At 37.7% G+C, this 22412-nt stretch carries 22 protein-coding genes; 9 read left to right on the plus strand and 13 right to left on the minus strand.

The features are described from left to right. Positions 1–2: 2 nt before the first annotated feature. A complete protein-coding gene (locus IX38_RS19555; protein WP_034707647.1) occupies positions 3–764 on the plus strand; it encodes a DUF72 domain-containing protein in 762 nt (253 codons plus the stop codon). Here the strand turns inward: IX38_RS19555 and IX38_RS19560 are convergent. Further along, the gene (locus IX38_RS19560; protein ID WP_131368725.1) at positions 736–1560 is read right to left on the minus strand and encodes a carboxypeptidase-like regulatory domain-containing protein; all 825 of its coding nucleotides are present in this window, start codon (positions 1558–1560) and stop codon (positions 736–738) included. The two genes, IX38_RS19555 and IX38_RS19560, sit on opposite strands and share 29 nt — an antisense overlap. 266 nt (positions 1561–1826) lie before the next feature. Between IX38_RS19560 and IX38_RS19565 the strand changes: the two genes are divergently transcribed. The 4 genes from IX38_RS19565 (at position 1827) to IX38_RS19580 (ending at position 6209) form a co-directional block, all read left to right on the plus strand. Then, complete coding sequence (locus tag IX38_RS19565; protein WP_034707648.1) at positions 1827–2693, plus strand: polysaccharide deacetylase family protein; 867 nt, start codon at positions 1827–1829, stop codon at positions 2691–2693. Positions 2694–2842: 149 nt separating this feature from the next. Continuing rightward, complete coding sequence (locus tag IX38_RS19570; RefSeq protein ID WP_034707649.1) at positions 2843–3502, plus strand: YggS family pyridoxal phosphate-dependent enzyme; 660 nt, start codon at positions 2843–2845, stop codon at positions 3500–3502. A 56-nt stretch (positions 3503–3558) separates the two neighbouring features. Continuing rightward, the gene (locus tag IX38_RS19575) at positions 3559–4743 is read left to right on the plus strand and encodes a sigma-54-dependent transcriptional regulator (protein WP_034707650.1); all 1185 of its coding nucleotides are present in this window, start codon (positions 3559–3561) and stop codon (positions 4741–4743) included. A 95-nt stretch (positions 4744–4838) separates the two neighbouring features. Further along, positions 4839–6209 (plus strand): MATE family efflux transporter, encoded by a 1371-nt coding sequence (locus tag IX38_RS19580; protein WP_034707651.1) that lies wholly within the window; start codon positions 4839–4841, stop codon positions 6207–6209. Between the two features lie 265 nt (positions 6210–6474). On the opposite strand, the gene IX38_RS19585 is transcribed toward IX38_RS19580, so the two are convergent. From IX38_RS19585 to IX38_RS19595, 3 genes are all read right to left on the minus strand, one after another. Next, entirely contained in the window at positions 6475–6978 is a 504-nt protein-coding gene (locus IX38_RS19585) for a GNAT family N-acetyltransferase (protein WP_034707674.1), read from the minus strand. Between the two features lie 272 nt (positions 6979–7250). Continuing rightward, positions 7251–7976 carry a hypothetical protein gene (locus tag IX38_RS19590; RefSeq protein ID WP_034707652.1) on the minus strand — a complete coding sequence of 242 codons (726 nt, stop codon included), beginning with the start codon at positions 7974–7976 and terminating at the stop codon, positions 7251–7253. Positions 7977–8038: 62 nt separating this feature from the next. Beyond that, on the minus strand, positions 8039–10441 hold the full coding sequence (locus IX38_RS19595) for a S9 family peptidase (protein WP_034707653.1): 2403 nt from the start codon (positions 10439–10441) through the stop codon (positions 8039–8041). Between the two features lie 130 nt (positions 10442–10571). Between IX38_RS19595 and IX38_RS23065 the strand changes: the two genes are divergently transcribed. After that, positions 10572–10733 (plus strand): bacteriocin-like protein, encoded by a 162-nt coding sequence (locus tag IX38_RS23065; RefSeq protein WP_165570753.1) that lies wholly within the window; start codon positions 10572–10574, stop codon positions 10731–10733. A gap of 55 nt (positions 10734–10788) precedes the next feature. Here IX38_RS23065 and IX38_RS19600 read toward each other — a convergent pair whose 3' ends face one another. Both IX38_RS19600 and era read right to left on the minus strand, forming a co-directional pair. Next, a complete protein-coding gene (locus IX38_RS19600; RefSeq protein WP_034707654.1) occupies positions 10789–11217 on the minus strand; it encodes a DoxX family protein in 429 nt (142 codons plus the stop codon). 67 nt (positions 11218–11284) lie between these two features. Then, on the minus strand, positions 11285–12160 hold the full coding sequence (gene era / locus IX38_RS19605) for a GTPase Era (RefSeq protein WP_034707655.1): 876 nt from the start codon (positions 12158–12160) through the stop codon (positions 11285–11287). 375 nt (positions 12161–12535) lie between these two features. Between era and IX38_RS19610 the strand changes: the two genes are divergently transcribed. Both IX38_RS19610 and IX38_RS19615 read left to right on the plus strand, forming a co-directional pair. Continuing rightward, a complete protein-coding gene (locus IX38_RS19610; RefSeq protein ID WP_034707656.1) occupies positions 12536–13099 on the plus strand; it encodes a Crp/Fnr family transcriptional regulator in 564 nt (187 codons plus the stop codon). Positions 13100–13331: 232 nt separating this feature from the next. Beyond that, positions 13332–13658, plus strand: a complete 327-nt coding sequence (locus IX38_RS19615) for a DMT family transporter (RefSeq protein WP_034707657.1) — start codon at positions 13332–13334, stop codon at positions 13656–13658. Between the two features lie 66 nt (positions 13659–13724). Here the strand turns inward: IX38_RS19615 and IX38_RS19620 are convergent, their stop codons facing one another. The 5 genes from IX38_RS19620 to gpmI all read right to left on the minus strand — a co-directional run bounded on the left by IX38_RS19620 (position 13725) and on the right by gpmI (position 18590). Then, positions 13725–14492 carry a class I SAM-dependent methyltransferase gene (locus IX38_RS19620; protein WP_034707658.1) on the minus strand — a complete coding sequence of 256 codons (768 nt, stop codon included), beginning with the start codon at positions 14490–14492 and terminating at the stop codon, positions 13725–13727. Then, entirely contained in the window at positions 14492–15301 is an 810-nt protein-coding gene (gene map / locus IX38_RS19625; RefSeq protein WP_034707659.1) for a type I methionyl aminopeptidase, read from the minus strand. The genes IX38_RS19620 and map overlap by 1 nt, the downstream gene beginning before the upstream one ends. Before the next feature lie 89 nt (positions 15302–15390). Continuing rightward, positions 15391–15822, minus strand: a complete 432-nt coding sequence (locus tag IX38_RS19630) for a BT0820 family HAD-type phosphatase (protein ID WP_034707660.1) — start codon at positions 15820–15822, stop codon at positions 15391–15393. A gap of 93 nt (positions 15823–15915) precedes the next feature. Then, a complete protein-coding gene (locus tag IX38_RS19635; protein ID WP_034707661.1) occupies positions 15916–16896 on the minus strand; it encodes an acyl-ACP desaturase in 981 nt (326 codons plus the stop codon). Positions 16897–17048: 152 nt separating this feature from the next. Next, the gene (gene gpmI, locus IX38_RS19640; RefSeq protein WP_034707662.1) at positions 17049–18590 is read right to left on the minus strand and encodes a 2,3-bisphosphoglycerate-independent phosphoglycerate mutase; all 1542 of its coding nucleotides are present in this window, start codon (positions 18588–18590) and stop codon (positions 17049–17051) included. Positions 18591–18938: 348 nt separating this feature from the next. Between gpmI and IX38_RS19645 the strand changes: the two genes are divergently transcribed. Further along, positions 18939–19262 carry a translation initiation factor gene (locus IX38_RS19645; protein WP_034707663.1) on the plus strand — a complete coding sequence of 108 codons (324 nt, stop codon included), beginning with the start codon at positions 18939–18941 and terminating at the stop codon, positions 19260–19262. Between the two features lie 2 nt (positions 19263–19264). Here IX38_RS19645 and IX38_RS19650 read toward each other — a convergent pair whose 3' ends face one another. Beyond that, on the minus strand, positions 19265–20164 hold the full coding sequence (locus IX38_RS19650) for a leucine-rich repeat domain-containing protein (RefSeq protein ID WP_034707664.1): 900 nt from the start codon (positions 20162–20164) through the stop codon (positions 19265–19267). A gap of 54 nt (positions 20165–20218) precedes the next feature. Beyond that, on the minus strand, positions 20219–22372 hold the full coding sequence (locus tag IX38_RS19655) for an alkaline phosphatase PhoX (protein WP_034707665.1): 2154 nt from the start codon (positions 22370–22372) through the stop codon (positions 20219–20221). Positions 22373–22412 lie beyond the last annotated feature (40 nt).

Here is a 22412-nt window from a genome sequence, read left to right on the forward strand (position 1 = left end):
TCATGAAAAAAGAAAGTCTTTACATTGGATGCTCGGGATTTTATAACAACGACTGGAAAGGATCGCTGTATCCTGAAAATGCACAGAGTAAAGATTTTCTTACTTTATATTCCAAAGCTTTCAATTCAGTAGAGATCAATTCTACCTTTTACAGAAAACCGACGGCAAAAACACTTTTAAAATGGCACGATGAAACTCCTGAAGATTTTAAATTCTTCATCAAAATTCCAAAAGCCATTTCCCATGAAAAGCGGATGAAAGATTCCAGAGAAGATATTTCAGAATTCTGTACCCATATTCAGGCTCACTTAAAAGAAAAGCTTTCCGGATTTCTGTATCAGTTTCCGCCTTCGTTTAAAAATTCACAGGAAAATATAGACCTGATCCTGGCCAGCCTGGACTTTAAGTATGTTAATGTTATTGAGTTTCGCCACGAATCATGGTGGACAGAGGAAATTTTCATTCTTTTAAAAGAAAATAATATTGTGTTTTCAGGAGTGAGCTTTCCGGGAAATCTTCCTGAGGATATGATCATCAATCATCCGGAAATTCTATATTACAGACTCCACGGAAAACCTGTGCTTTATAAATCAGAGTACAGCTCAGAGTTTATAGACACTCTTGCGGAAAAAATCAAGCATTCGGAAAGAAAAGCATTTATATTTTTCAATAATACCTGGGGAACTGCTGCGATTAAAAATGCGCTGTATCTCAAGAAAATTTTAGAGAAATCATTTATTTTTCTATTAAAACATCCACATTAATGGAAGGCTCTCCTGCTGAGAACTTTTTCCACTCTCCGAAATAATTTCGGTAATAGGTATTTTTAGAAAACGCGAAAATATTTCCTCCCAAAAAAAGTTTCCCTTTAAAATCTTCAGAAGTCCTTACGGAAACAAAGAAATCTGCATTCAGCCATATACTTTTATCATTCAGATCTAAAGAAACGGTATTGTCCAGGATATCTTCTTTGGTTATCCTGAGCTTCAGTGTTTCATTTATCATCGATTCTCCCGGAAAATCACCTGCAGAGTTTTGAATATCAAAGATCAGAGTAATAGGTTGCTCAATGTCAAAAGAAGAGAGATTGAGGTTGATCTTTTTTACCTTTAGTTTTCTTTGGTTTTTAATCTTTATCGCATATTCCCTGAATATTTTTTTCAGATCCTGAGAATCATACCCGCAATATGCTCTTTTGGAATTTCTGGTTCCAAAGTTCTTCTCAGTATATTTCTTTGGAATAATGTTCACATTTTCAATTTCAACCGCTTTTTTACTGAGTGAAATATCATATTCCGGTAAAGCTTCAAAATCTGAAATCTTCATGTGAAAAGGCTCATATCCGTTGACATAAACTTTCAGTATCCTGTTTTTATCGATCCCTGTAAGATCAACAACATATTTTCCTTCCTCATTCGTAATACTTCCGGTATCTTCATTTTCAATTCCTATTCTAGCATCTGCAACAGGATGATGTTTTTCAGAAAAAACAGTTCCGGAAATCTTCTGAGCCGATAAGTTGGCTGTAGCCAGAAAAATAAATAGATATTTAAAATTCATCAAATAAAATAATCCCCGAATATAAGAAGAATAGGAAAATTTCAATACAAATAAGAAAAGCAAAAAGATTCCGCATGAATAAATGTTAAAATTTAAGAATAAAAAAGACATATTTACCCCTTATTATCCTATCCGGAAAACACCTTGAAACAGAGTTCTTAAAATAAAATTAAAAAGCATGGTTTTAACAAATACTGGCATATAATTTGTTAACATTTCAACGGTTATTTTAACAATTTTTAACGATCTAAATCTCCATTATCTTTATGAAAAAATTTTTTGGGGAAAAGTCAAAAAACAGGGCTTTTCTTGGGATGACTGCATTGGTGAGTGCAGCTTCAATTGTATTCAACGGCTGTAATGGCAAAACTGAAGTGAAAGAATTTGAAAAAACAGTCTCACTGAAACATCCCACCGTACAAACGGTCCCCAAAATAGATGATGAGAACGTAGAATCTGATAAAAGAATCATCTACCTTACTTTTGATGACGGCCCTAACCAGGGAACGGAAAACCTTCTTAAAATCCTGAATAAAAGAAATGTGTGTGCTACGGCTTTTCTGGTAGGAAAGCACGCCTATGGAAGCAAGAGACAGAAAGATGACCTGAAACTTTTAAAAAGCGATCCTCTGATTGAACTGGCCAATCACAGCTTCAGCCACGCTCATAATAAATATACCGAATTTTACAGGAATCCTGAGGCAGTGGTTCATGATTTTGATATTGCAAGAGACAGTCTTAGGCTTTACGATAAGATAGCAAGAACTCCGGGAAGAAATATCTGGAGACTGAACAATATTAACGTTACCGACATTAAAAGCTCCACCGATGCTGCCAACGGCCTTAAAAAAGCAGGCTATAAAGTAATCGGCTGGGACCTTGAATGGAAACCTTCTCAAAAAATGACCTTAAAGGGAAGCCATAAAGCGATGATCAAAAAGGTGGACAGTATTTTCCTGAATGACCTGGAAAAAACATCAAGACATCTGGTTTTTCTTACCCATGACCAGTACCTCAGGGATACAGATTCCATCAATGAACTGGATCTGTTTATTGAAGAGCTTCAGAAGAGCAACAAATTTGTGTTCAGAAAGATCTCTCAGTATCCGAAGATCAATGACATTCTTAATTAATGTAACAATGTATCAGTTTAACAATGCAACAATTTAGGGCTGCGTAGGGTAAATTGTATTCAACTGACCATAGCCAATCGGCAATCAAGCCGGCAACAATTTTACAGATTCATTAGTTTTTTGCTTTTAAAATTCAGAAATTTGCATTTATGGATATTAAAGAAAATTATACAGCAATAAAAAATCAGCTTCCGGCGGGAGTTCAGCTTGTAGCCGTTTCAAAAACACATCCGGCTGAAGCAGTTCAGGAAGTTTATGATCTGGGGCAAAAAGTCTTTGGTGAAAACAAGGTCCAGGAACTTATGGAGAAATACCCTCTCCTTCCAAAAGATATCCAATGGCACCTGATCGGGCATCTGCAGACGAATAAAGTAAAATACATCGCTCCCTTCATCGATACCATTCAGAGTGTGGATTCTGAAAAGCTTCTTGCAGAGATAAGTAAGGAAGCCGGAAAGAGCAGCAGAACGATCAAAGTGCTGCTTCAGGTAAAGATCGCTGAAGAGGAAACCAAATTCGGACTTGAAACTGCTGAAGCAAAATCATTATTTCAGGAGTACATTGACGGAAAATTCCCCCATGCTGAAATTACAGGCCTGATGGGAATGGCTACGTTTACTGATGATAAAGAACAGGTGAAAAGAGAATTTTTACTATTGAAAGGACTTTTTGATGAATTAAATCAATTGAAAACCCTCGAAACTTTATCTATGGGAATGAGTGACGATTTCCCTGCTGCCATTGAATGCGGTGCCAATTCTGTAAGGGTCGGATCGGCTATTTTCGGGAGAAGAGATTACTCAAAATAGTATATTTAGGTATGGTTTTTGCTAATAATTGAATCAAAAAATCTAAATTTGCAACTATGCAAAAAATCCTTATTGTAGAAGACGAAAAAGCAATCTCGGGAGTATTACACAGTATCCTTTCTGATGAACTTACCGATTACGAATTTGTTATCGCTGAAGATGGCCTTGAAGGCTACAAACAGATAGAAAAAGAAGATTTCGCATTGGTGATCTCGGATATCAAGATGCCTAAACTTTCAGGAACAGAACTTTTAAAACAAAGCCTGATCCTAAAGCCTGAAAGCACGTTCATTATGATCTCCGGCCATGCGGACATTGATTCTGCTGTTTCCTGTCTGAGGGAAGGTGCATACGACTTTATTTCCAAACCTATCGACATTAACAGGCTGATCACGAGTGTGAAAAATGCTTTGACCAAAGAAATTCTTAAAAAGGAAAATAAAAATCTTCAAACTGAAAATAAGACCTTAAAGAAAAAGGTCAACAAAAAATACCAGATGATCGGCGATTCACCTGCTCTGAAGAAGATCCAGGATATGATCGAAAAGGTAGCTGCTTCTGATGCCCGTGTTTTGATCACAGGACCCAACGGTGCAGGAAAAGAATTGGTAGCCCATGCGATCCACAACCAAAGTGAACGCGCAAGAGGACCGATGATTGAAGTAAACTGTGCTGCAATTCCTTCAGAACTTATTGAATCCGAGCTTTTTGGACACGTAAAAGGTTCTTTTACCGGGGCTATTAAAGACAAACAGGGAAAATTTGAGCAGGCAAACGGAGGGACCATCTTTTTGGATGAAATCGGAGATATGAGCCTTATTGCCCAGGCTAAGGTTTTGAGAGCATTGCAGGAAAGTAAAGTTTCTCCTGTGGGAAGCGATAAGGAAATAAAAGTTGATGTAAGGGTAATTGCAGCAACCAACAAGAACATGCAGAAGGAAATTGAAGAAGGAAAATTCAGGGAAGACCTTTACCACAGGCTTTCTGTAATTGAAATCTACGTTCCGCCATTGGATGACAGAAAAGAGGATATCCAATTATTAGTAGATCATTTTTCCGGTCTGATTGCCGATGAACATGGTACTGCCGTGAAAAAATTTGATGATAAAGCGATTAACGCGCTTAAAGTTCTTTCATGGACAGGAAATATCAGAGAGCTGAGAAACGTTGTGGAAAGATTAATTATTCTTGGTGGAAATACTGTTTCCGAAGAGGATGTTGCAAGTTTTGTAAGGAAATAATTTAATTGAACATTAAATATACTATAACAATTTGCAGTAGCCTTACTGCAAATTTTTTTTTGGACTATTTTAAACTGTATGAATCATAAAATAAGATGAACTTTTTAAATAAAAACTATACGAAAGAATGCCTGATCCTGGCACTTCCTGTAATGCTTACCCAGGTGGGGCAGGTTTCGGTGAATCTGTTTGACAATATTATTGTCGGAAGACTTTTAGGTGCAGATGCACTGGCTTCTGTTTCATTGGGAAATGCCGTGTTTTTCTCTGTGTTTGTACTGGCGCTGGGGTTTTCATTTGCCATACCCCCGTTGGTTTCTGAAGCACATTCCAAACAGGATCACGGAACCATTAATTCTGTATTCAGTCATGGATTTGTTATCAATATGTCTGTAGGGATTATTTTAATGGCGCTTCTGCTTTTAGGGATGCCGCTGCTCTATCATTCAGGACAGCCGGAGAAGATTATTCCTGATACTGTGGATTTTCTGGGTATTATGGCCATCAGTATGATCCCGTTTATGGCTTTTCAGACGCTTCGTGAAGTTTCTGAAGGGTTATCCTACACCATAGGCGTTACGAAGGCTACGATCATTGCCAATATCATCAATATTGCCCTGAACTATGTTTTCATCAAAGGACTCTGGATCTTCCCTGAAATGGGTGTGAAGGGCTCAGCTTTAGCAACACTGATCTCCAGAGTATTCATGGTGGTCTTCCTTTATTTTGTACTGGTGAAAGAGAAAAAAACAAGACGTTATATTAAAGATTTCTCTTTAAAAATCCAGGTTTTTTCCAGGAATATGTTTGACAGGATGGTGAAACTGGGCCTGCCTACCGCTTTACAGATGTTCTTTGAAGTGACAGCCTTCGCAGGTGCAGCATTTATTTGCGGGCTGATATCAGCGCATGATATTGCTTCGCATCAGATCGCATTGAGCATGGCTTCATTTACCTTCAACCTTTGTGTGGGATTCAGTGTGGCTTCAACGGTTATGATCGGAAGAAAGCTGGGTGAGCAGAACTTTGTTGAATTAAGAAAAGTTGGGATCAACAACCTGAAAATAGCGTTTATTTTCATGTGCATCTGTGGACTGGTCTTCATTATGGGAAGAAATATACTGCCGACTTTCTTTACTAAAAAAGAGGAAGTTGAAGTGATTATGCTTGCTTCAAAATTAATGATTATTGCTGCTTTATTCCAGCTTTCGGACGGTGTCCAGGTAACGGCTTTAGGGATGCTGAGAGGACTTCAGGATGTAAAGATCCCATCAATATATACTTTTATCGCTTACTGGGTGATTACGATTCCTTTAGGATATTTTCTGTGTGTCACTTTAAAAATGGGAGCTTTCGGAATGTGGATCGCTTTAGGGCTGGGCCTCACGGTTTCTGCGGTTTTCCTTGTTAAGCGGTTTTTAAATATGTCTGCCAAGAGAATTAAGCAGAATTCTTTAAATAAATAATAAAAATTGCATAAAAAAGTTTCGCGAAGTCTCCGACTTCGCGAAACTTTTTTTATATATCAATTCTTACAATAGCAAAAACCAGGTGAATTGTAATATTTTTTTTCGTGCTATAATTAGAAGCTGTTTAAATTTTTAAAATCTCGCTGATTTGGCAGATTATGCAGATTTTTATAACTGAAATAAACCTGCTGCGAGATGAATATGTCTCTTTAGTAAGTATTTCTGCATCATCATTTTTATTGAATAAAATTTAAACAGGCTTTTATCCTATTCTTTTTCCTAAAATCGTCAGACTTCTTTCTATCCCATCCAAAATAGCCACATCAGGCAGCATTCCCCAGCCCTCAAACCCGAAATGTCTGAAGAGTTTTAAACTGGCTTCATTATGGGAAAAGATAAATCCAAGAAGTGTTTTTATTCCTAAGGCCGGAGCCTTATCAATACAATATTTCATTACTTTTTTTCCAAAGCCTTTTCCTCTGCAGGACTCATCCAGGTAAATACTCATTTCAACGGTTCCGTTGTAAGCGGGCCTTCCATAGAATGAAGAAAAACTTACCCATCCTATTGTTTCATGGTTATTATTTTCGATGATCCAAAGGGGTCTGGTTTCAGGATTATGTTCTTCAAACCATTTTTTTCTGCTTTCTACAGAAACATTCTCTGTATCGGCGGTCACCATTCTTGAAGGAATGGTAGAATTGTATATCTCAACTATTTTCTCTAAATCTTTCAGGTCAGCATTCCTGAATTGTAGCTCTTCCATTTTATAGATTCCGGTTTTATTTCCCTGCAAAAATAAGAAGCAGAAATTTTTCACCAGTATAAATTCATCAGTAATTGTAATTTATTGTTTTGAAATTTTACTCCTCAAAATTATTTAAACTAAAATGAGGAATCTTTCTCTGTATGATTATGGTTTGAAAAGTTTATGCCATGTATTTTTTCAGCTCAGATTTCTCATCCTGTAACGTGGAATCATGAACAACAGCATAAACACCATTTGCAATCTGAAAATTTTGCTGAAAATGGATTGACTCATTTACTGCAAAACTCCATATACTTTCTGATCATTTCAGAATTATATTTTTTCTCGAAGTAAGCCAGTTTATTATAATATTCAAGATGCTTCTTTTCTGTGTAATAATAAGATTCGGCAATAAATTCAACCAAGCTTTGTGAAGAAGACGGATCATCAAGAATAAGATTATCAAATTGAATTAAAAGGGAATCTATTTCTTTTTCCGTCCATTTTGAATTCTCGGTGTCAAATAGTGCAATACAATTTAAAAGCTCCTGATCAGGATTATTAAGACCTTTAATACTGTCTTTATACTTCATGGTCATTGCGTTTTTTCTTATATTTTCCTTTTCCCAAAAGATGTTTTGATAAAGTTCATCAGCCAAATGTGAATGTGATACCATACACCCTTGCATAGTAATAACAGCTTCATTATTGTTCAGATAATAAGTAAACAGTTTATCCATGATGTTAAGCTTTCTTCTGAAGGCCATTTTCGATCCATACACTTTACCTACAGGATTTCCATTAAAGGCAATATATTCCACTTCTTTATCGGAGGCTTTTTTATCGATCTCTGTAAACAATTGATAGACTTCGCTTTCGGACCCTGCGTACCCAATGGCAGCAGATTCAACACGCTCGCTTTTTGATAATCCGTTATACAGTGTATTGATTTCAGGAGATAATTGCCCAAAGCTTAAAACAGGAATCAAAAATAAAATACAGGTTATTTTTATCATGGTTATTATACAAAAAATTAAAAGCCCGTTCTAATAATGAACGGGCTTTCTTTCTAATTATTTTATTTCTTCAGACACTTCTCAAGGAACTGGTCCTGTTCCCATAAAAGGTGTAAGATATTTTCTTTAGCCACATACCCGTGGGCTTCTTTCGGAAGCAGAACCATTTTTACAGGTGCTCCTAAATTTTTCAGAGCCTGGAAATATCTTTCGGTCTGTAGAGTGAAAGTTCCCGGATTATTATCGGCATCACCATGAACCAAAAGCATCGGTGTTTTCATTTTGTCTGCATTCATAAATGGAGACATCGTGTTATAGATCTCCGGAACATCCCAGTAATTTCTCTGTTCGCTCTGGAATCCGAATGGAGTTAACGTCCTGTTATAAGCCCCACTTCTGGCAATACCACAGGCAAAAAGTTTAGAATGGGTTAAAAGGTTGGCTGTCATAAAAGCACCATAAGAATGTCCTCCGACAGCTACTTTTTTCTTATCAATATATCCTAACTGATCCACGGCATTGATCGCGGCTTCAGCATTGGCTACCAGCTGTGGAATGAAGGTGTCATTAGGTTCTGTTTTTCCTTCTCCGATGATCGGGAAAGCAGCATCATCCAGTATGGCATATCCTTTTGTAGTCCAGTATACGAAAGATCCGTAGTATGGAAATGTAAAGTCATTTGGATTCTGGGTATTCTGACCTGCTGTATTTTTATCTTTATATTCCGTAGGATAAGCCCAGATGAGTAAAGGAAGCTTTTCTTTCTTGGCTTTTCTGTCGTAATTGGCAGGCAGATAAAGAGTTCCTGTTAAAGTAACTCCGTCATTTCTTTTATAGGTAATTACCTCTTTATAAACGTCTTTAATACTTTCAAAAGGATTCGCAAATTGGGTTACTGCTTCTGCTTTATTGGATTTAATATTCTTTTTAAAATAGTTTGGGTACATGCTTGGCGACTGCTGGGTCGTCAAAATCTCACCCTTGGAAGGATTAAGGATATCAATAATCTCCTCCTTACCATTCTTAACGTTGGAAGTGTAAAGTCTTTTCTTTTTAAGTGACTTTACATCCATTTCATCGATAAAAGGATGCTGTCCGTCCTTTGTAAATCCGTCTCCGATCAGGTAGGCTTTTCCTCCCTTCATATCAATTACAGATCTTCCGTACTGGTTTTTCGCCATGTTAAAATTTCCCGGATCACTGTATACATCCTGATAATTTCTGTCATCAATGATTTTTGATTCACCATTATTAAGATCAACCAAATAAGATTTGGTATTCCTCGTATCATACCAGCCTTCAGAAACTACGGCGTAATGGTCATTCGTCCAGCTTACCCCATCATATCTTTGTTTTGTCTTAAAGAATGATTTTGGAGCAGCAGTAAAGGGTGCTTCCCAAGTAAAAATCTCATCCCTGTATTCTGCAGGTTTAGACTGGTCACCTCCGTCCAGTGCTTCAGCAAACAATAATGTTGCCGGGGCATCACTTCTCCAAACCATGTTTCGTTTTCCTGTTCTTACGGATGAAAATCCTTTCGGCATTATTTCATTCAAAGGAACTTCGTTTACTACTTTTACTTCATTCCCTTTCATGTCATACACGGTAGCTGTCAGCGGAAATCTGTTTAATGGAACAATGTATGAGAACGGTTTTTTGATCACAGTCGCCATTAAATAATTCCCATCCGGAGAAAAGCTTAAACCGGAATACATATTCTGATCTTTTACTTTTTTAAGGTTTCCGGTAAGATCTGCATTGTAAATTTCAGAAGCGGTAAGAACCTCAAAGTTCTTTTCATCCTGAGGATTCTTTAAAAGATCCTGATACGTCCTGTTCTGAGAAACTTTACCATCTGCTGTTGAAACAATAGGTCCTGTCGGAAGATCTTTACCAGAGTCGATAAGAGCAGGTCTGTTCTGCGGAAGTGTTCTGATCAGAAGACTTTGTGAATCGTTGTACCATATGTACGGTGATCCTAAATTCGCATTCAGATTATCAGCTGTGATTTTTTTCGCTGAAGCCGTTTCCATGTCTACAACCCAAAGCTCCACTCCTTTTGCCGTGGTATTGGTAAATGCCAATTTCTTTTCGTCCGGCGAAAATGATATATAAGTGATTTTAGCATTGTCAGGCAGATTTTTCACCTGAACCTCATTTTTATCATTGAGTTTTCTGATCTTCAGATTATTGGAATAAGTAATGCTGCTTGAAATATTAGTAACCGGATTGATTCTTAACCCTGCAAGTTTCATTTCCTGCTGATTCAGATCTTCCAGTGTTTTATATGTAGGACGGTACGTGAAAACCACCCAGTCTTTTTTGCTGTTCATCAGAACACTTGGAGGTCTTTCATAATCGGCAAGTTTTAGGATCTCCGCAGATGGTTTTTGATAAGTGATATTCTCCTGTGCATCATAGAAATTGAGAAATGCCAGAAGGCAAATGGTCAGTTTTATCTTCATATAAATTCGTTTCCTACGAATGTAGTGATTTTTAGTATAAAAGTAAAGCTGTTAGTTTTTTTAACACACAGACTTGTGATATAACTAAATACTTTTATATTAGCAGTATCAAACAATTAAAATATTTATCATGAAAAATTTAAAAAAATTATCAAAAAGAGATTTAAAAACCATCATCGGAGGACAGGCGCCGTCATGCCCTTCCGGATACAAGCCATGCGTAGCCGGAGAAGATGAAAACGGAACAATTGTATGGACCTGTGTATGGTCTTCTCTACCTTGCAAGCCATAATAAAAACAAAAAGAGCATTAGTTTCCTAATGCTCTCTATTTATTTTCAAACCTGTTTACCAGTCCGAAGCTCTTTTTCTTTTTTCTATCATATGATCTACCGATACTTTTCCTGCGCCAAATGCCATCAGGAGAAGATAGACAGACAGATAGATAAGGCTCATTTCTCTTTTTTCAAAAGGATCTGCTCCGTGAACGACAAAAGCAGCAATGAACATTGTAAAAATCAGAAAACCTAAAGAAATCCTGGTAAAAAGACCAAGTATTAGGAATATTGAACAGACAAATTCAGCAATTACAGTAAGAACAAGGGTCACTAACGGACCTAATCCTATAAAGTCGAAAAATTCAATTTTACCGCCTTCCAAAAGCATCTGAAGCTTCGGGAAACCATGAGAAAGCATAGCAAAACCTACAAATATTCTCACTACCAATAAAATAATATCTTTAGGTACTGAGCTGGAATTTGACTTGAAATAGTTCATTTACTAAAAATTTAAACTAAAGATAATAAAAATCTTTTAATAGAACGGAATCACAAGCGTTTTTAGTTTATCTGTACCCGAAATTTTTCAAATCCCTGTCGTTTTTACGCCAGTCTTTTTTCACTTTTACAAACAGGTTCAAATGAATTTTTTTGGAAAAGAATTTTTCCAGATCCAGCCTGGCTTCTGTTCCCACTTTCTTGATGGCATCTCCTTTGTGTCCGATGATAATTCCTTTCTGGGTATCTCTTTCAACATAGATAATAGAATCGATGAAAATAATGCCTTCTTTTTCTTTAAACTGCTCGGTAACCACTTCTACAGAATAAGGAATTTCTTTCTCATAGTTTAAAAGGATTTTTTCACGGATTGCCTCGTTTACGAAGAACCTTTCCGGCTTATCGGTATACTGTTCCTTATCATAATAAGCGGGGCTTTCCGGCAGCAGGGATCTTAATTTCGGCAGAATGATATCTGTATTGAAGGCATTCAGAGCAGATATGGGAAGGATCTCAGCTTTCGGGATCCTGTTGTGCCATTCTTCTACCAGTTTTTCAAGCCCTTCCTGATTAGTCTGGTCTACTTTATTCAATAAAAGCAATACCGGAACCGGGATCTTATTAAGTTTATCTATTAAAAATTCCGAAGGTTCAGTTTTATCGGTGACGTCTACGATGAATAAAAATACATCGGCATCCTGTAAAGAATCCTTTACAAAATCCATCATTTTCTCCTGAAGTCCATATTTTGCGTCTAAAACTCCAGGGGTATCGGAAAATACGATCTGTAAGTCTTCTTCATTATAAATTCCAAAAATTCTGTGGCGTGTAGTCTGCGCCTTTTGTGTTACGATAGCCAATTTCTCCCCCATTAATTGGTTTAATAAGGTAGATTTTCCAGCATTAGGCTTTCCGACTATATTTACGAATCCTGCTTTGTGCATATATTATTTTTTAGGCTCAATATTGAACCGGGCTGCAAAGTTAGTGAAAACAAAATTTAATTGGGTTTTGTTTCCGTGAAAAGTAAGTGCAGCCTTTCAAAAAGTAATATATTTATGACAAAATTGATCTATGACAGGAGCAGAAAAGCATTTTGTTGAATTATAGGCAGAAATCCAGGAAGCTCAGCAGGGAAAAATGTTTGGTGCTATTTTCCTGAAAGCTCCCAATGGCAAAGCATTATTATTGAAAATGAAAATATTGCAATAAAGCTTAGTGGATCACTCTTAGAAGAAGCTTAAATAGCTTCCTCGTATTATTTTCAATACATTGAATGAATATTATATAGCTTAATCTGACCATATTAGAATTCACCTATGGATATAGACAAGATCCTCGACCGCATTTATGTACTGCCCGAAGCTTCTAAAAATGCTTTGAAACAGTATATCACGGAAGTATCGCATCCTAAATATTTCTGCCTTATGAAAGCGGATAAGATCATTCCGTATATTTATTTTATCAGGAAAGGTATTGTGCGCGCTTATGCTTCTACTGCTGAGAATGATATCACCTTTTGGTTCGGAAGTGAAGGCGAAACAGTAGTTTCCATGAAAAGCTATGTGGAAGACAAGCCGGGTTATGAAAGCATTGAGCTTCTGGAAGACTGCGATCTCTACATTCTGAAAACAGAAAGCCTGAGAAAACTTTTTAACGAAGACATTCACATTGCCAACTGGGGAAGGAAATTTGCGGAAAAAGAGCTTGTGAAAACGGAGGAACTCATCATTTCAAGGCAGTTTAAAACGTCTCTGGAACGCTATAAAGACCTGATGATCAACAAGCCTGATCTTTTAAAAAGAGTTCAACTGGGACATATTGCGTCTTATCTTGGAATTACACAGGTAAGCTTGAGCAGGATCCGTGCAGAAATAAAATAAGAAAGCTGAAAGCTGGAAGAGGGAGGCCGGAAGTTACTACTGGTTATTCATTTTTAATAGTTTCCCTAAAAATGAATAAATTGTGTGCTATAGTTGTGCTTTAGGGTATCAATAATTTCCCTCTTCCAGCATCAAACTTCCTGACTCAGATTAAAATAAATTTATTTTTTAACAATTGTAAAATTTTGTTTCCTTTCAAATCCTGAAATTTGCAGAAGAGAAAATAAAAAAAATGAATTGGATTATTTTAATCATCGCGGGATTATTTGAGGTTGCTTTTGCCTCCTGTCTGGGAAAAGCCAAAGAAACATCAGGGTCCGAGATGTATTGCTGGTATGCCGGTTTCCTGGTGACCATGACGATCAGTATGGTACTATTAATCAAGGTTACGCAAACTCTTCCAATTGGGACGGCTTATGCGGTATGGACAGGGATAGGAGCAGTAGGAACAGCGCTTATGGGAATTTTCTTTTTTAAAGATCCTGTAAGTTTTTGGAGGGTATTTTTTATCGTAACCTTAATTGGTTCAGTAGTAGGACTGAAATCTGTATCCCACTAAAATCAAAAAATAATTTCTATCTATATTAAATAAACCCGTCCTCATATAGAAGACGGGTTTATTGTTTTATTTTTTGAAAACTACGGGTAAGATCTCGTTTTCTCTTAATCCGTATTTTTTGATTTCTTCTTCTGAAAAATTCCGGGAATAGAAATTGGGTTCTGTTTCAAAACCTGCTTTTCTCAGGCGGTCGAAATAATCCATTCCGTACCAACGGACGTGGTCATACTGGCCAAAATGCTTCTGACGTTCTTTCGGATCCGTGATCGAAAAATCTTCATAGGTTTTTTCCATAGAGTTTCTCATCGGGACCTGAAAAATCCCCCAGCCTCCCGGTTTCATCACTCTGTACAATTCACTGATAGCCTTAGCATCATCTTCGATATGTTCCAGAACATGATTACAGAAAACAATATCAAAACTTTCATTCTCAAAGGGTAAATCCAGAATATCCGCTTTTACATCCACAATAGGAGAAAAAAGGTCTGCAGAAATATAATTCAGGTTTTTCATCATCTTGAATTTCCTCAGAAATTCCTGTTCAGGAGCGATATGCAGAATTTTAGCGTTTTTAATGAAAAAATCAGTCTCATTCTGAAGATAAAGCCACATCTGGCGGTGTCTTTCCAGGCTTAAGGTTCCGGGAGAAAGTGCATTTTCCCTTTGCTTTCCATAGCCGTAAGGAAGGAATTTCCGGTAAGATCTTCCGTCGATAGGATCATAGAATTCATTTCCTTTGAAAAACTGATAAATAAGCGGTCTCGCCCAGATGCTCATTTTAATAAGCATTGGGCGAGGTATTTTATTGAGTAAAAGTTTAGTTACTTTTTTCATTAAAAATCCAATTGGAATGGCTTTTCTTCATCACTTACGATACCCAGAGCCTCATAAACATATCTGAATGTTGAAAGCAGTACCGGTTTTCCGTTGATCACCGCTACATCGTGCTCAAAATGGGCAGAAGGCAGGTTGTCCAAAGTAGTTACCGTCCAGCCGTCATTATGGAATTTCACTTTTTCCGTTCCTAGATTCACCATCGGTTCGATAGCAATGGTAAGACCGTCTTTGATTACTTTTCCGCTTCCCTGTCTTCCGTAATTCGGAACCTGCGGGTCTTCGTGCATTTTTCTTCCAAGGCCGTGGCCTACAAGCTCTTTCACTACACCGTATCCTGCTTTTTCACAATGTGCCTGGATCGCATGGGAAATATCCCCTATCCTTTTTCCTCTTACACATTGCTCAATCCCTTTGTAAAGGGACTCTTTGGTTACCTGCAACAGTTTTTTGACCTCAGGCTTCACTTCCCCGATCTCAAACGTATAGGCATGGTCTCCTACAAAACCGTTAAGAATAACGCCACAGTCTACAGAAAGAACATCTCCTTCCTGTATAATATCATTATTGGGAAAACCGTGAACAACCTGGTCATTCGGAGAAATACATAAAGAATTCGGGAACCCTCCATATCCTAAGAAAGCAGGTTCAGCTCCGTGATCTTTAATGAAATCGTAGGCCAGCTTATCAAGATATAAGGTATTGATTCCAGGTTTTATTTCTTTTGCAAGCATTCCCAGTGTTTTTGAAACCAGTTGTGCGCTCTCCTTCATCAGACGGAGTTCCTCTATTGTTTTTAATTGAATCATTGTATTAATTTACCAATGTATCAGTGTTACAATATCATCAACAGATCATTGTTACACTGTTATACTATTAAATTGTTATATTATATGTTTTACCAGAAAAGTCCTTTTTTCTTTTCTTTTTTTAATTTTGAATAAGCCAGAACTTCTTTTCCTTCCACGCGGAATTCTATTCTTTCCTGGATAATATTGTAAATTTCTCCCCATCCCGGAAACCCTCCAAGATTTCTGTCATCGATGAACCAGTCTGCATCCAGTTTTCTGGACTGATTTTCAGAATCGAAGACTTCTCCTTCAAAGCTGGAATTTACGGCATAAAATTCAACACCGTTCTTTTTGCAGAATTCTACGGCTTCGTCTAATGTTTTACCATGTCTGTATGTCCAGAGAATTAATCTGTATCCTTCTGCCTGAAGTTTCTTTAATGTTTCGAAAGCAAAAATTTTCGCTTTTCCAATTGCCGGATATGCATCATCAACAATAGTTCCGTCGAAATCCACAGCAATTTTTTTATTATTTAACATTTTGTCCTTTTTTAGCTTTGCAAAGATAAGAAATAAAAAGAGTGCCGAAAACGATGGCACTCTTAAGTTTTTATAATTTAATGGTAAGCGGAATTAGCTTTTCACCCATTTGAACTGAAACTGTAAATCCGGAGTTGAAATTCTGTCTGTAATTTTCTGAAGTCTTGCAGGAAGTTTCATTAAGTATTCCTGGGCTTTTTCAGCTTTTTCGTTAAGACCTTTTACGTGCTCAATCTTCCATTCATCTAATAGATCTTTCATAATGTTGATATAATCCTGACCTGTATATACCATACATCTCTGTGCCGCATCTGAGAAATGTCCCCAAAGTTCACCTGCTTTCTGACCAGACTGTCTCATCATGTGGGCAGGCATTACGATCTTTTTACGCATCATATCTTCAAATGCCAGGATCATTTCTGAAGGATCTATTTCTAAAATTCTGGTAACGAAATGTTTGTACGCTTTTGCATGTCTTGCCTCATCTGCTGCAATTACACCGCACATTTTGGCCAGTTTCCCGTTTCCTGACTGTTTTGCCAATGTCCCCACTCTTCTGTGAGAGATATTGGTAGCAGTTTCCTGAAAACTTGTATAAACGAAGTTTCTGTAAGGATCCATGCTTGTCCCTAAATCGAAACCGTCATTAATTAAATATTGAGTGGTAACTTCCAATTCTCTCATGTTCACTCTTCCGCACAAATAAAGATATTTGCTCAGAAGATCTCCATGTCTGTTTTCTTCACCAGTCCATGCTCTTATCCAGTTTGCCCAGCCGATTTCGCTCTTCTCCTGATCAATTCCGTCTACTCCCATCAACCATGATTCGTAAGAAGGCAGTGCTTCTTCTGTAATACAGTCTCCGATAAGCGTTACAAAAAGATCGTAAGGCATTTCACGGGCAAAAGTCTGAATTTCTTCAAGGTCATATTTAAAATCAGAGCTTGAAGGATCCGGAAGATAATCGGAAGGCTGCCAGATTTTTTCAATTGGCGTTAAAAATTTATCGAGAAAAGAACCAACCTCCTTTTCCAATATTCCCATTACTTCTTTTCTGACGAGCTTTTGATACATCTTACTAAATAGATTTTAATTTGCAAAGATATGATTTATTTATTATTTATGGCATAATAACATATGTAACCCATACAATGACTGACATAAATCATGCAAAAATGCCGCCATCTATATAATAACGGCATTTTGCGGACAATATTATTAAAATTTTAACTAATTAAAATATCTCCTGTCATTACTTCCGGAATTTCCACTCCCATTACTTTTAAAATAGTCGGCGCTACATCACCCAGTTTTCCGGGCTTGAGATTCCATGTATGATCTTTATCCATTACTATAAATGGTACAAGGTTTGTGGAATGCTGTGTATTGGGTGTACCATCGGGATTGATCATTACATCTGAATTTCCATGGTCGGCCAGGATAAATACGGCGTATCCATGTTCGTAAGCGGTTGTGGCTACTTTTTCAATGCATTTATCTACTGTTTCTGCGGCTTTCACAGCAGCTTCAAAAACTCCGGTATGTCCTACCATATCCGTATTGGCGAAATTCAGGCAGATAAAATCAGCAGTTTCGTTTTCCAGTTCAGGAATAATGGCATTTGTAATATCGTAAGCAGACATTTCCGGTTTCAGATCATAGGTAGGAACGTCTTTGGGACTCGGGCAGAGAAGTCTTCTTTCGCCGTTGAACACTTCCTCGCGTCCTCCGGAGAAGAAGAATGTTACGTGAGGATATTTTTCTGTTTCAGCAATTCTGATCTGCGTTTTACCGTTTCTTTCAAGAATTTCGCCCATGGTTTCTTTCAATACTTCTTCATCAAACACAACCTGCACATTCTGAAAAGTCTTATCATAGTTGGTTAAGGTGATATAATGAAGGTTCAGTTTACGCATAAAGAATTCCGGAAGATCTTTCTGGGAAAGCACTTCTGTTATTTCACGTCCTCTGTCTGTACGGAAGTTGAAGCAGATCACTACATCATTGTCTATCATTTTCGCTACAGGAACTACGTTTCCTATTTCTGTAGTTTTAACCATGATAATCGGTTTCAGGAACTCATCGGTCACATTATTATCATAGGAATTTTTGATAGCAGCCAAAGCATCTGTCGTCTGCAGCCCTACTCCTTCTACCATTGCATCGTATGCCAGTTTTACACGTTCCCATCTTTTGTCACGGTCCATAGCGTAATATCTTCCTATCACGGTTGCCAGCTTACCTACGGTAGCCGCCATATGATCCTGAAGCTCTTCTATAAATCCAAGCCCTGAGTGCGGATCACAGTCTCTTCCGTCTGTAAAGGCATGAACAAAAACATTTTCATGCAGTCCAAATTCATGTGCAGCGGTAAGAAGCCCTTTCAAGTGGTTGATATGTGAGTGTACTCCTCCATTGGAAACCAATCCTATGAAGTGAAGTTTTTTATTTTCTCTTTTAGCGTATTCAAAGGCATCCTGAATGATCTTCTGCTGTCCTAGTGTTCCGTTTTCAACAGCCATATTCAGCTTTACAAGATTCTGGTATACCACTCTTCCTGCTCCCAGGTTCATGTGTCCTACTTCAGAATTCCCCATCTGTCCTACAGGAAGTCCTACCGCCAGACCGCTGGCTTCAAGTGTTGTATGTGGAAATTTTTGGTAACAGCTGTCTATAAATGGAGTGTTTGCTTTGTCTAAGGCAGAAACCTCAGGATTCGTTCCGAGCCCCCATCCGTCAAGGATTGCTAATATTGCTTTTTTTGACATTTTGTATAACTTTTTGTTACACAAATTTACCTAATTTCGGATGAATGAAAGAATTTGAGGGGTTTATTTTGAAAATATCCGGGGAAAATTCACATGCTTTATATAATGATGTGCTTGTTTTTTTATGTTGCACAGATTTCGCTGATGACACGGATCTTTATTTAAATTGTTGTTTTAATTATTTATAAATAAGCTATTCCCTGACTTTGGCTAGGCTCAATCACCAATCGTCTTTTTTCTGTACTTTAATTTTTTCGGGTCTCCTTTGATCTCTCTCTCTGTATTTTTCGCTTCAAAATTATCTGTTGATCTGACATTCTTTTATAAATTATTATTTAATTTTGCTTTATGGATTTACGAGATCAGTTAAAGAACCTTTTTCCTGAACATGAGGAAAAGGATTTTGAAATGCCTAAAGAAGAATTTAAGCAGCAGGAACCTTTGGTGTGCAAATTTGAAAAGAAAGGCAGAAACGGTAAGCCTGTAACGGTTGTTGAAGGCTGGGAAGGCAGCGAGGAAGATTTAAAGAAAATCTCAAAGAAAATAAAAACCACCCTGGGAATAGGCGGTTCAGAGAAAGACGGAACGATCATTATTCAGGGCGATAATCGTGATAAAATAATGAATATCCTTAAAGAAATGGGATATAAAACCAAAAGAGTCGGCGGATAGTTCTAGAAATAGATCTGGGTTTCCGGCATCAGGCTTTTTAATCGTTCAATCTTCGTTTTTTCTATTGGGTTTCCTGTAAGAATGAGGGTTTTCAGTTTTTTCAGCTGTGCTATTTCTACAGGAAGATCTTTTAAATCATTATTGGCCAGATTCATACTGACTATATTTTTCAGTCCTTTTATTCTTTTTGACAGTTCTGTGATATGATTGCTGCTTGCATTCAAAAATTCAAGATTCCGGGCTTTGAAAAGGTTTTCCGGAAGTTTTACAATGGCATTTTGCTGGAGTTCCAGATATTTCAAGTTTTTAGGAAAAGCAAGATTTCCAAGGTCATTAATCTGGTTTTCAGAAAGATTCAGGAATTTTAAGTTTTTGATCTTGTTCAGACGGTCAGCAATCACACTGATCTGGTTTCCCTGAAGGTTAATTTCTTCTAAAGCAGGAATTTCCATCAGTGCTTCGGGAAAAACATTCAGGTTATTGGCATCAAGGTGTACAGCTTTTAAGTTTTGAAGTTTTGCAATATTGGGATTGATGCTGGTGAGACCGTTGAGATTCATTGAGAAAGTATTCAGCTTTTTCAGGTTTCCTATTTCATCAGGAATGTACTTTATGCTGTTTTCATTTACGTTTAAAATCTCCAGTTCAGTTAAAGCAAAGATCTCCTGATCCATTTTCTCAAGCTTATTTCCCATAATATTCAGGAAAAAAAGGGAATTCAGCTTCACAATCTGTGGAGGAAGGTTAAACAATCCTTTTTCCCGGAAACTTATGCTGTAAACGGTCTTTTTACTGTTTAAAGCCTCATCGATACTGGTAAATGTAGGGTATTTTACAGGATCTATCTGTGCCTTAGCATGACCGAGAGAAAGAATAGAAATAAATACAACAAGCTTTTTCATAGAGTAAAAGTTTCGGCGGCGGCTTTGCCGCCGCCGAAACTGGGTATTAATAATTTATTTTTTTAATAATTTCACAGTCTTCTGGAAACCGCCTTCTGCTTCAATATTCAGAACCAGGATACGAGATGTTTCAAGCTGATGGGTAAAATCAAGGTCCAGTGATCTGTTCAGTCCGCTGAATTTCTTTGTGTAAACGATCTTTCCATCCATGCTGTATGCAGTTACCAAAATATCTTTCAATCCTTTTGGTGAATTGATCTTAACAAGTCCTGAAGTAGGATTCGGAGCTACTTCAACTGTATTTTCTGCACTGTGGTTTTCAATAGTTCCCAATGCTCCGGCTGTTCCTAGGTTTTGTTTTAAAGCAATAACGATAGTAGCCGATTTTCCTCTGTAATCAATTGTATTTCCTGTAGCATCTATATCTGTAGAAATTGTAGAATCAGGATGCTGGATCGAGAAGAAACCGAATTTATGGTCAGGTGTAAATGTCAGTCCTGTAGGTTCTGATCCTGCCGGCATAGAAGCGAAAAGTCTCACTTTAGGATTTGCCTGCGTATGATCGGGAGCAATTACCCAAATATAATTTTTCCCTCCATCCTGAAGTACCCAAAGGTTTCCAAGCTCATCAAAAGTAAGGTTGTCGTTTCCGTCTCCCCATGCTTCAGACTTCATTCCCTGTGCCGTATCGAATGAATAAGATGTAGAAGCACCTCCTGCAAAGGTTTCTACCTGAGAAGCAGTTGTTCCGTTATCCTGAAGACGGTATATTTTATCCAGCCCTTTTGCGGTAAAGTAGATCTTTCCATCCAAAGGACTGATGTCTACATCTTCTACTCCATTAAATCTTGTTCCTCCCAGTGACTGTGCAAGAGCTGTGGTGTTATTCTGGTCTGCTTTCACTTTATTCGGAACCTGGATCCATGTGGCTGTAGTTCCTATAGGATCTCCGGAAGAACTTAATCCCTGATCAAGTTTTAATACATAAAGATTTCCTGAAGCAAGATTATTGGGAGTATCCATAACATATTTATAGACCATATGGGTTCCTCCATCCTCTCCGTAATAAGCTGTGGTTCCTGCATTATTAACCACAACATTTTCGTGGTTCATAATACCCATCTGCCATAGTTTTCCTTTGGATCCGTCCGTGTTTTGAGAAACAACCTGCGCTGTGGCCGGATCAATTTCCACCAGCCATCCGTAATCTTTATAACCGTCACTGTTCACATCATTGGAAGTAACAGATTCTTCGGCCGTAACAACGGTTCCCCAGGGAGTAACTCCACCTGAACAGTTTCTGATCGTCTGAACTAAGCTGGGATCTGAAAAACTTACTGCTCTGGATCTTGTCAGCTGCCAAAGTTTTGTAGCTGTATTATAGTTAACCTCAGCCATTGTAACGCCTCCCGGATTTGTTTCGTGGTTTACAGAAAGATATCCGTTGGTACTGCTTGATGATTTCGCAACGTAGGCTGTAAAATCATTCTGGCCTCCTACCATTCCACCTCCTTCAGTGTAATTGTCGCCTTCTTTTAAGATAAGCTGGTATTTATGTTCAGTAGGAATAATCAGTTTATTGGTTTGTACGGTAGGAACAATTGAAGTAAAACAGCTGATGTGTGTTCCTGTGCATGCTGTAGGAGGGGTAACGGTAGCTGTTGTTTTTAAATAAGCGTCAATTCTCAGATCTGAGCTTGCCCCCGTTCTGTTATGTAATTCTACGGAAATCCTGTTGTTTCCATTTACAAATTTGGATTTCGGAATAGAGAAAATGTTATAAACACTCTCCGCTGCACCATCTATTGTCGTGCTTGAAGGCGTGCTGAAAGTAACAGTACCTGCCGGCATATTGTCTCTTGCAACTTCAACGCCGTTAAGGTAAACCACAATTCCGTCATCTCTCATCACTCCCAATTCCATATTGTCTGAAAGAGCAGTCAGATCTACGGTGAAGTCTTTCGCAAAATAAGCTGCCGTAAGACCTGAACTGATGGTAGTCGTTACAGGATCTCCATATCCAAGAGGTCCGTTTCCTGTTGTCCATGCTGAGATGTCAAATGTCTGGTTTTTCCAGGAATCCGCCAGAGCCTGGTTATTGTCCTTGTAGCTCCAGGAAGAGTTTTTGCTGAATAAAAAGGTCTGTGCCTGTGTGCTAAAGCCAGCGACCATTGCCAACGCCGCAATTGTAAGTAATTTTTTCTTCATTTTTGATTGATTTATTAGACCCTGCAAAACTATTTTTTTA

Source organism: Chryseobacterium luteum, assembly GCF_000737785.1.
In the GTDB taxonomy this organism is placed as follows: Bacteria; Bacteroidota; Bacteroidia; order Flavobacteriales; family Weeksellaceae; genus Chryseobacterium; species Chryseobacterium luteum.

Coding starts and splice junctions, on each gene's coding strand:
- IX38_RS19650 (WP_034707664.1), bottom strand. CDS start 20,164: ATGAAAAAGCTTGTTGTATTTATTTCTATTCTTTCTCTCGGTCATGCT.
- IX38_RS19590 (WP_034707652.1), bottom strand. CDS start 7,976: ATGATAAAAATAACCTGTATTTTATTTTTGATTCCTGTTTTAAGCTTT.
- IX38_RS23065 (WP_165570753.1), top strand. CDS start 10,572: ATGAAAAATTTAAAAAAATTATCAAAAAGAGATTTAAAAACCATCATC.
- IX38_RS19645 (WP_034707663.1), top strand. CDS start 18,939: ATGGATTTACGAGATCAGTTAAAGAACCTTTTTCCTGAACATGAGGAA.
- IX38_RS19570 (WP_034707649.1), top strand. CDS start 2,843: ATGGATATTAAAGAAAATTATACAGCAATAAAAAATCAGCTTCCGGCG.
- map (WP_034707659.1), bottom strand. CDS start 15,301: ATGATTCAATTAAAAACAATAGAGGAACTCCGTCTGATGAAGGAGAGC.
- IX38_RS19555 (WP_034707647.1), top strand. CDS start 3: ATGAAAAAAGAAAGTCTTTACATTGGATGCTCGGGATTTTATAACAAC.
- IX38_RS19565 (WP_034707648.1), top strand. CDS start 1,827: ATGAAAAAATTTTTTGGGGAAAAGTCAAAAAACAGGGCTTTTCTTGGG.
- IX38_RS19655 (WP_034707665.1), bottom strand. CDS start 22,372: ATGAAGAAAAAATTACTTACAATTGCGGCGTTGGCAATGGTCGCTGGC.
- IX38_RS19560 (WP_131368725.1), bottom strand. CDS start 1,560: ATGAATTTTAAATATCTATTTATTTTTCTGGCTACAGCCAACTTATCG.
- IX38_RS19630 (WP_034707660.1), bottom strand. CDS start 15,822: ATGTTAAATAATAAAAAAATTGCTGTGGATTTCGACGGAACTATTGTT.
- IX38_RS19580 (WP_034707651.1), top strand. CDS start 4,839: ATGAACTTTTTAAATAAAAACTATACGAAAGAATGCCTGATCCTGGCA.
- IX38_RS19585 (WP_034707674.1), bottom strand. CDS start 6,978: ATGGAAGAGCTACAATTCAGGAATGCTGACCTGAAAGATTTAGAGAAA.
- IX38_RS19575 (WP_034707650.1), top strand. CDS start 3,559: ATGCAAAAAATCCTTATTGTAGAAGACGAAAAAGCAATCTCGGGAGTA.
- IX38_RS19595 (WP_034707653.1), bottom strand. CDS start 10,441: ATGAAGATAAAACTGACCATTTGCCTTCTGGCATTTCTCAATTTCTAT.
- gpmI (WP_034707662.1), bottom strand. CDS start 18,590: ATGTCAAAAAAAGCAATATTAGCAATCCTTGACGGATGGGGGCTCGGA.
- IX38_RS19600 (WP_034707654.1), bottom strand. CDS start 11,217: ATGAACTATTTCAAGTCAAATTCCAGCTCAGTACCTAAAGATATTATT.
- era (WP_034707655.1), bottom strand. CDS start 12,160: ATGCACAAAGCAGGATTCGTAAATATAGTCGGAAAGCCTAATGCTGGA.
- IX38_RS19610 (WP_034707656.1), top strand. CDS start 12,536: ATGGATATAGACAAGATCCTCGACCGCATTTATGTACTGCCCGAAGCT.
- IX38_RS19615 (WP_034707657.1), top strand. CDS start 13,332: ATGAATTGGATTATTTTAATCATCGCGGGATTATTTGAGGTTGCTTTT.
- IX38_RS19635 (WP_034707661.1), bottom strand. CDS start 16,896: ATGTATCAAAAGCTCGTCAGAAAAGAAGTAATGGGAATATTGGAAAAG.
- IX38_RS19620 (WP_034707658.1), bottom strand. CDS start 14,492: ATGAAAAAAGTAACTAAACTTTTACTCAATAAAATACCTCGCCCAATG.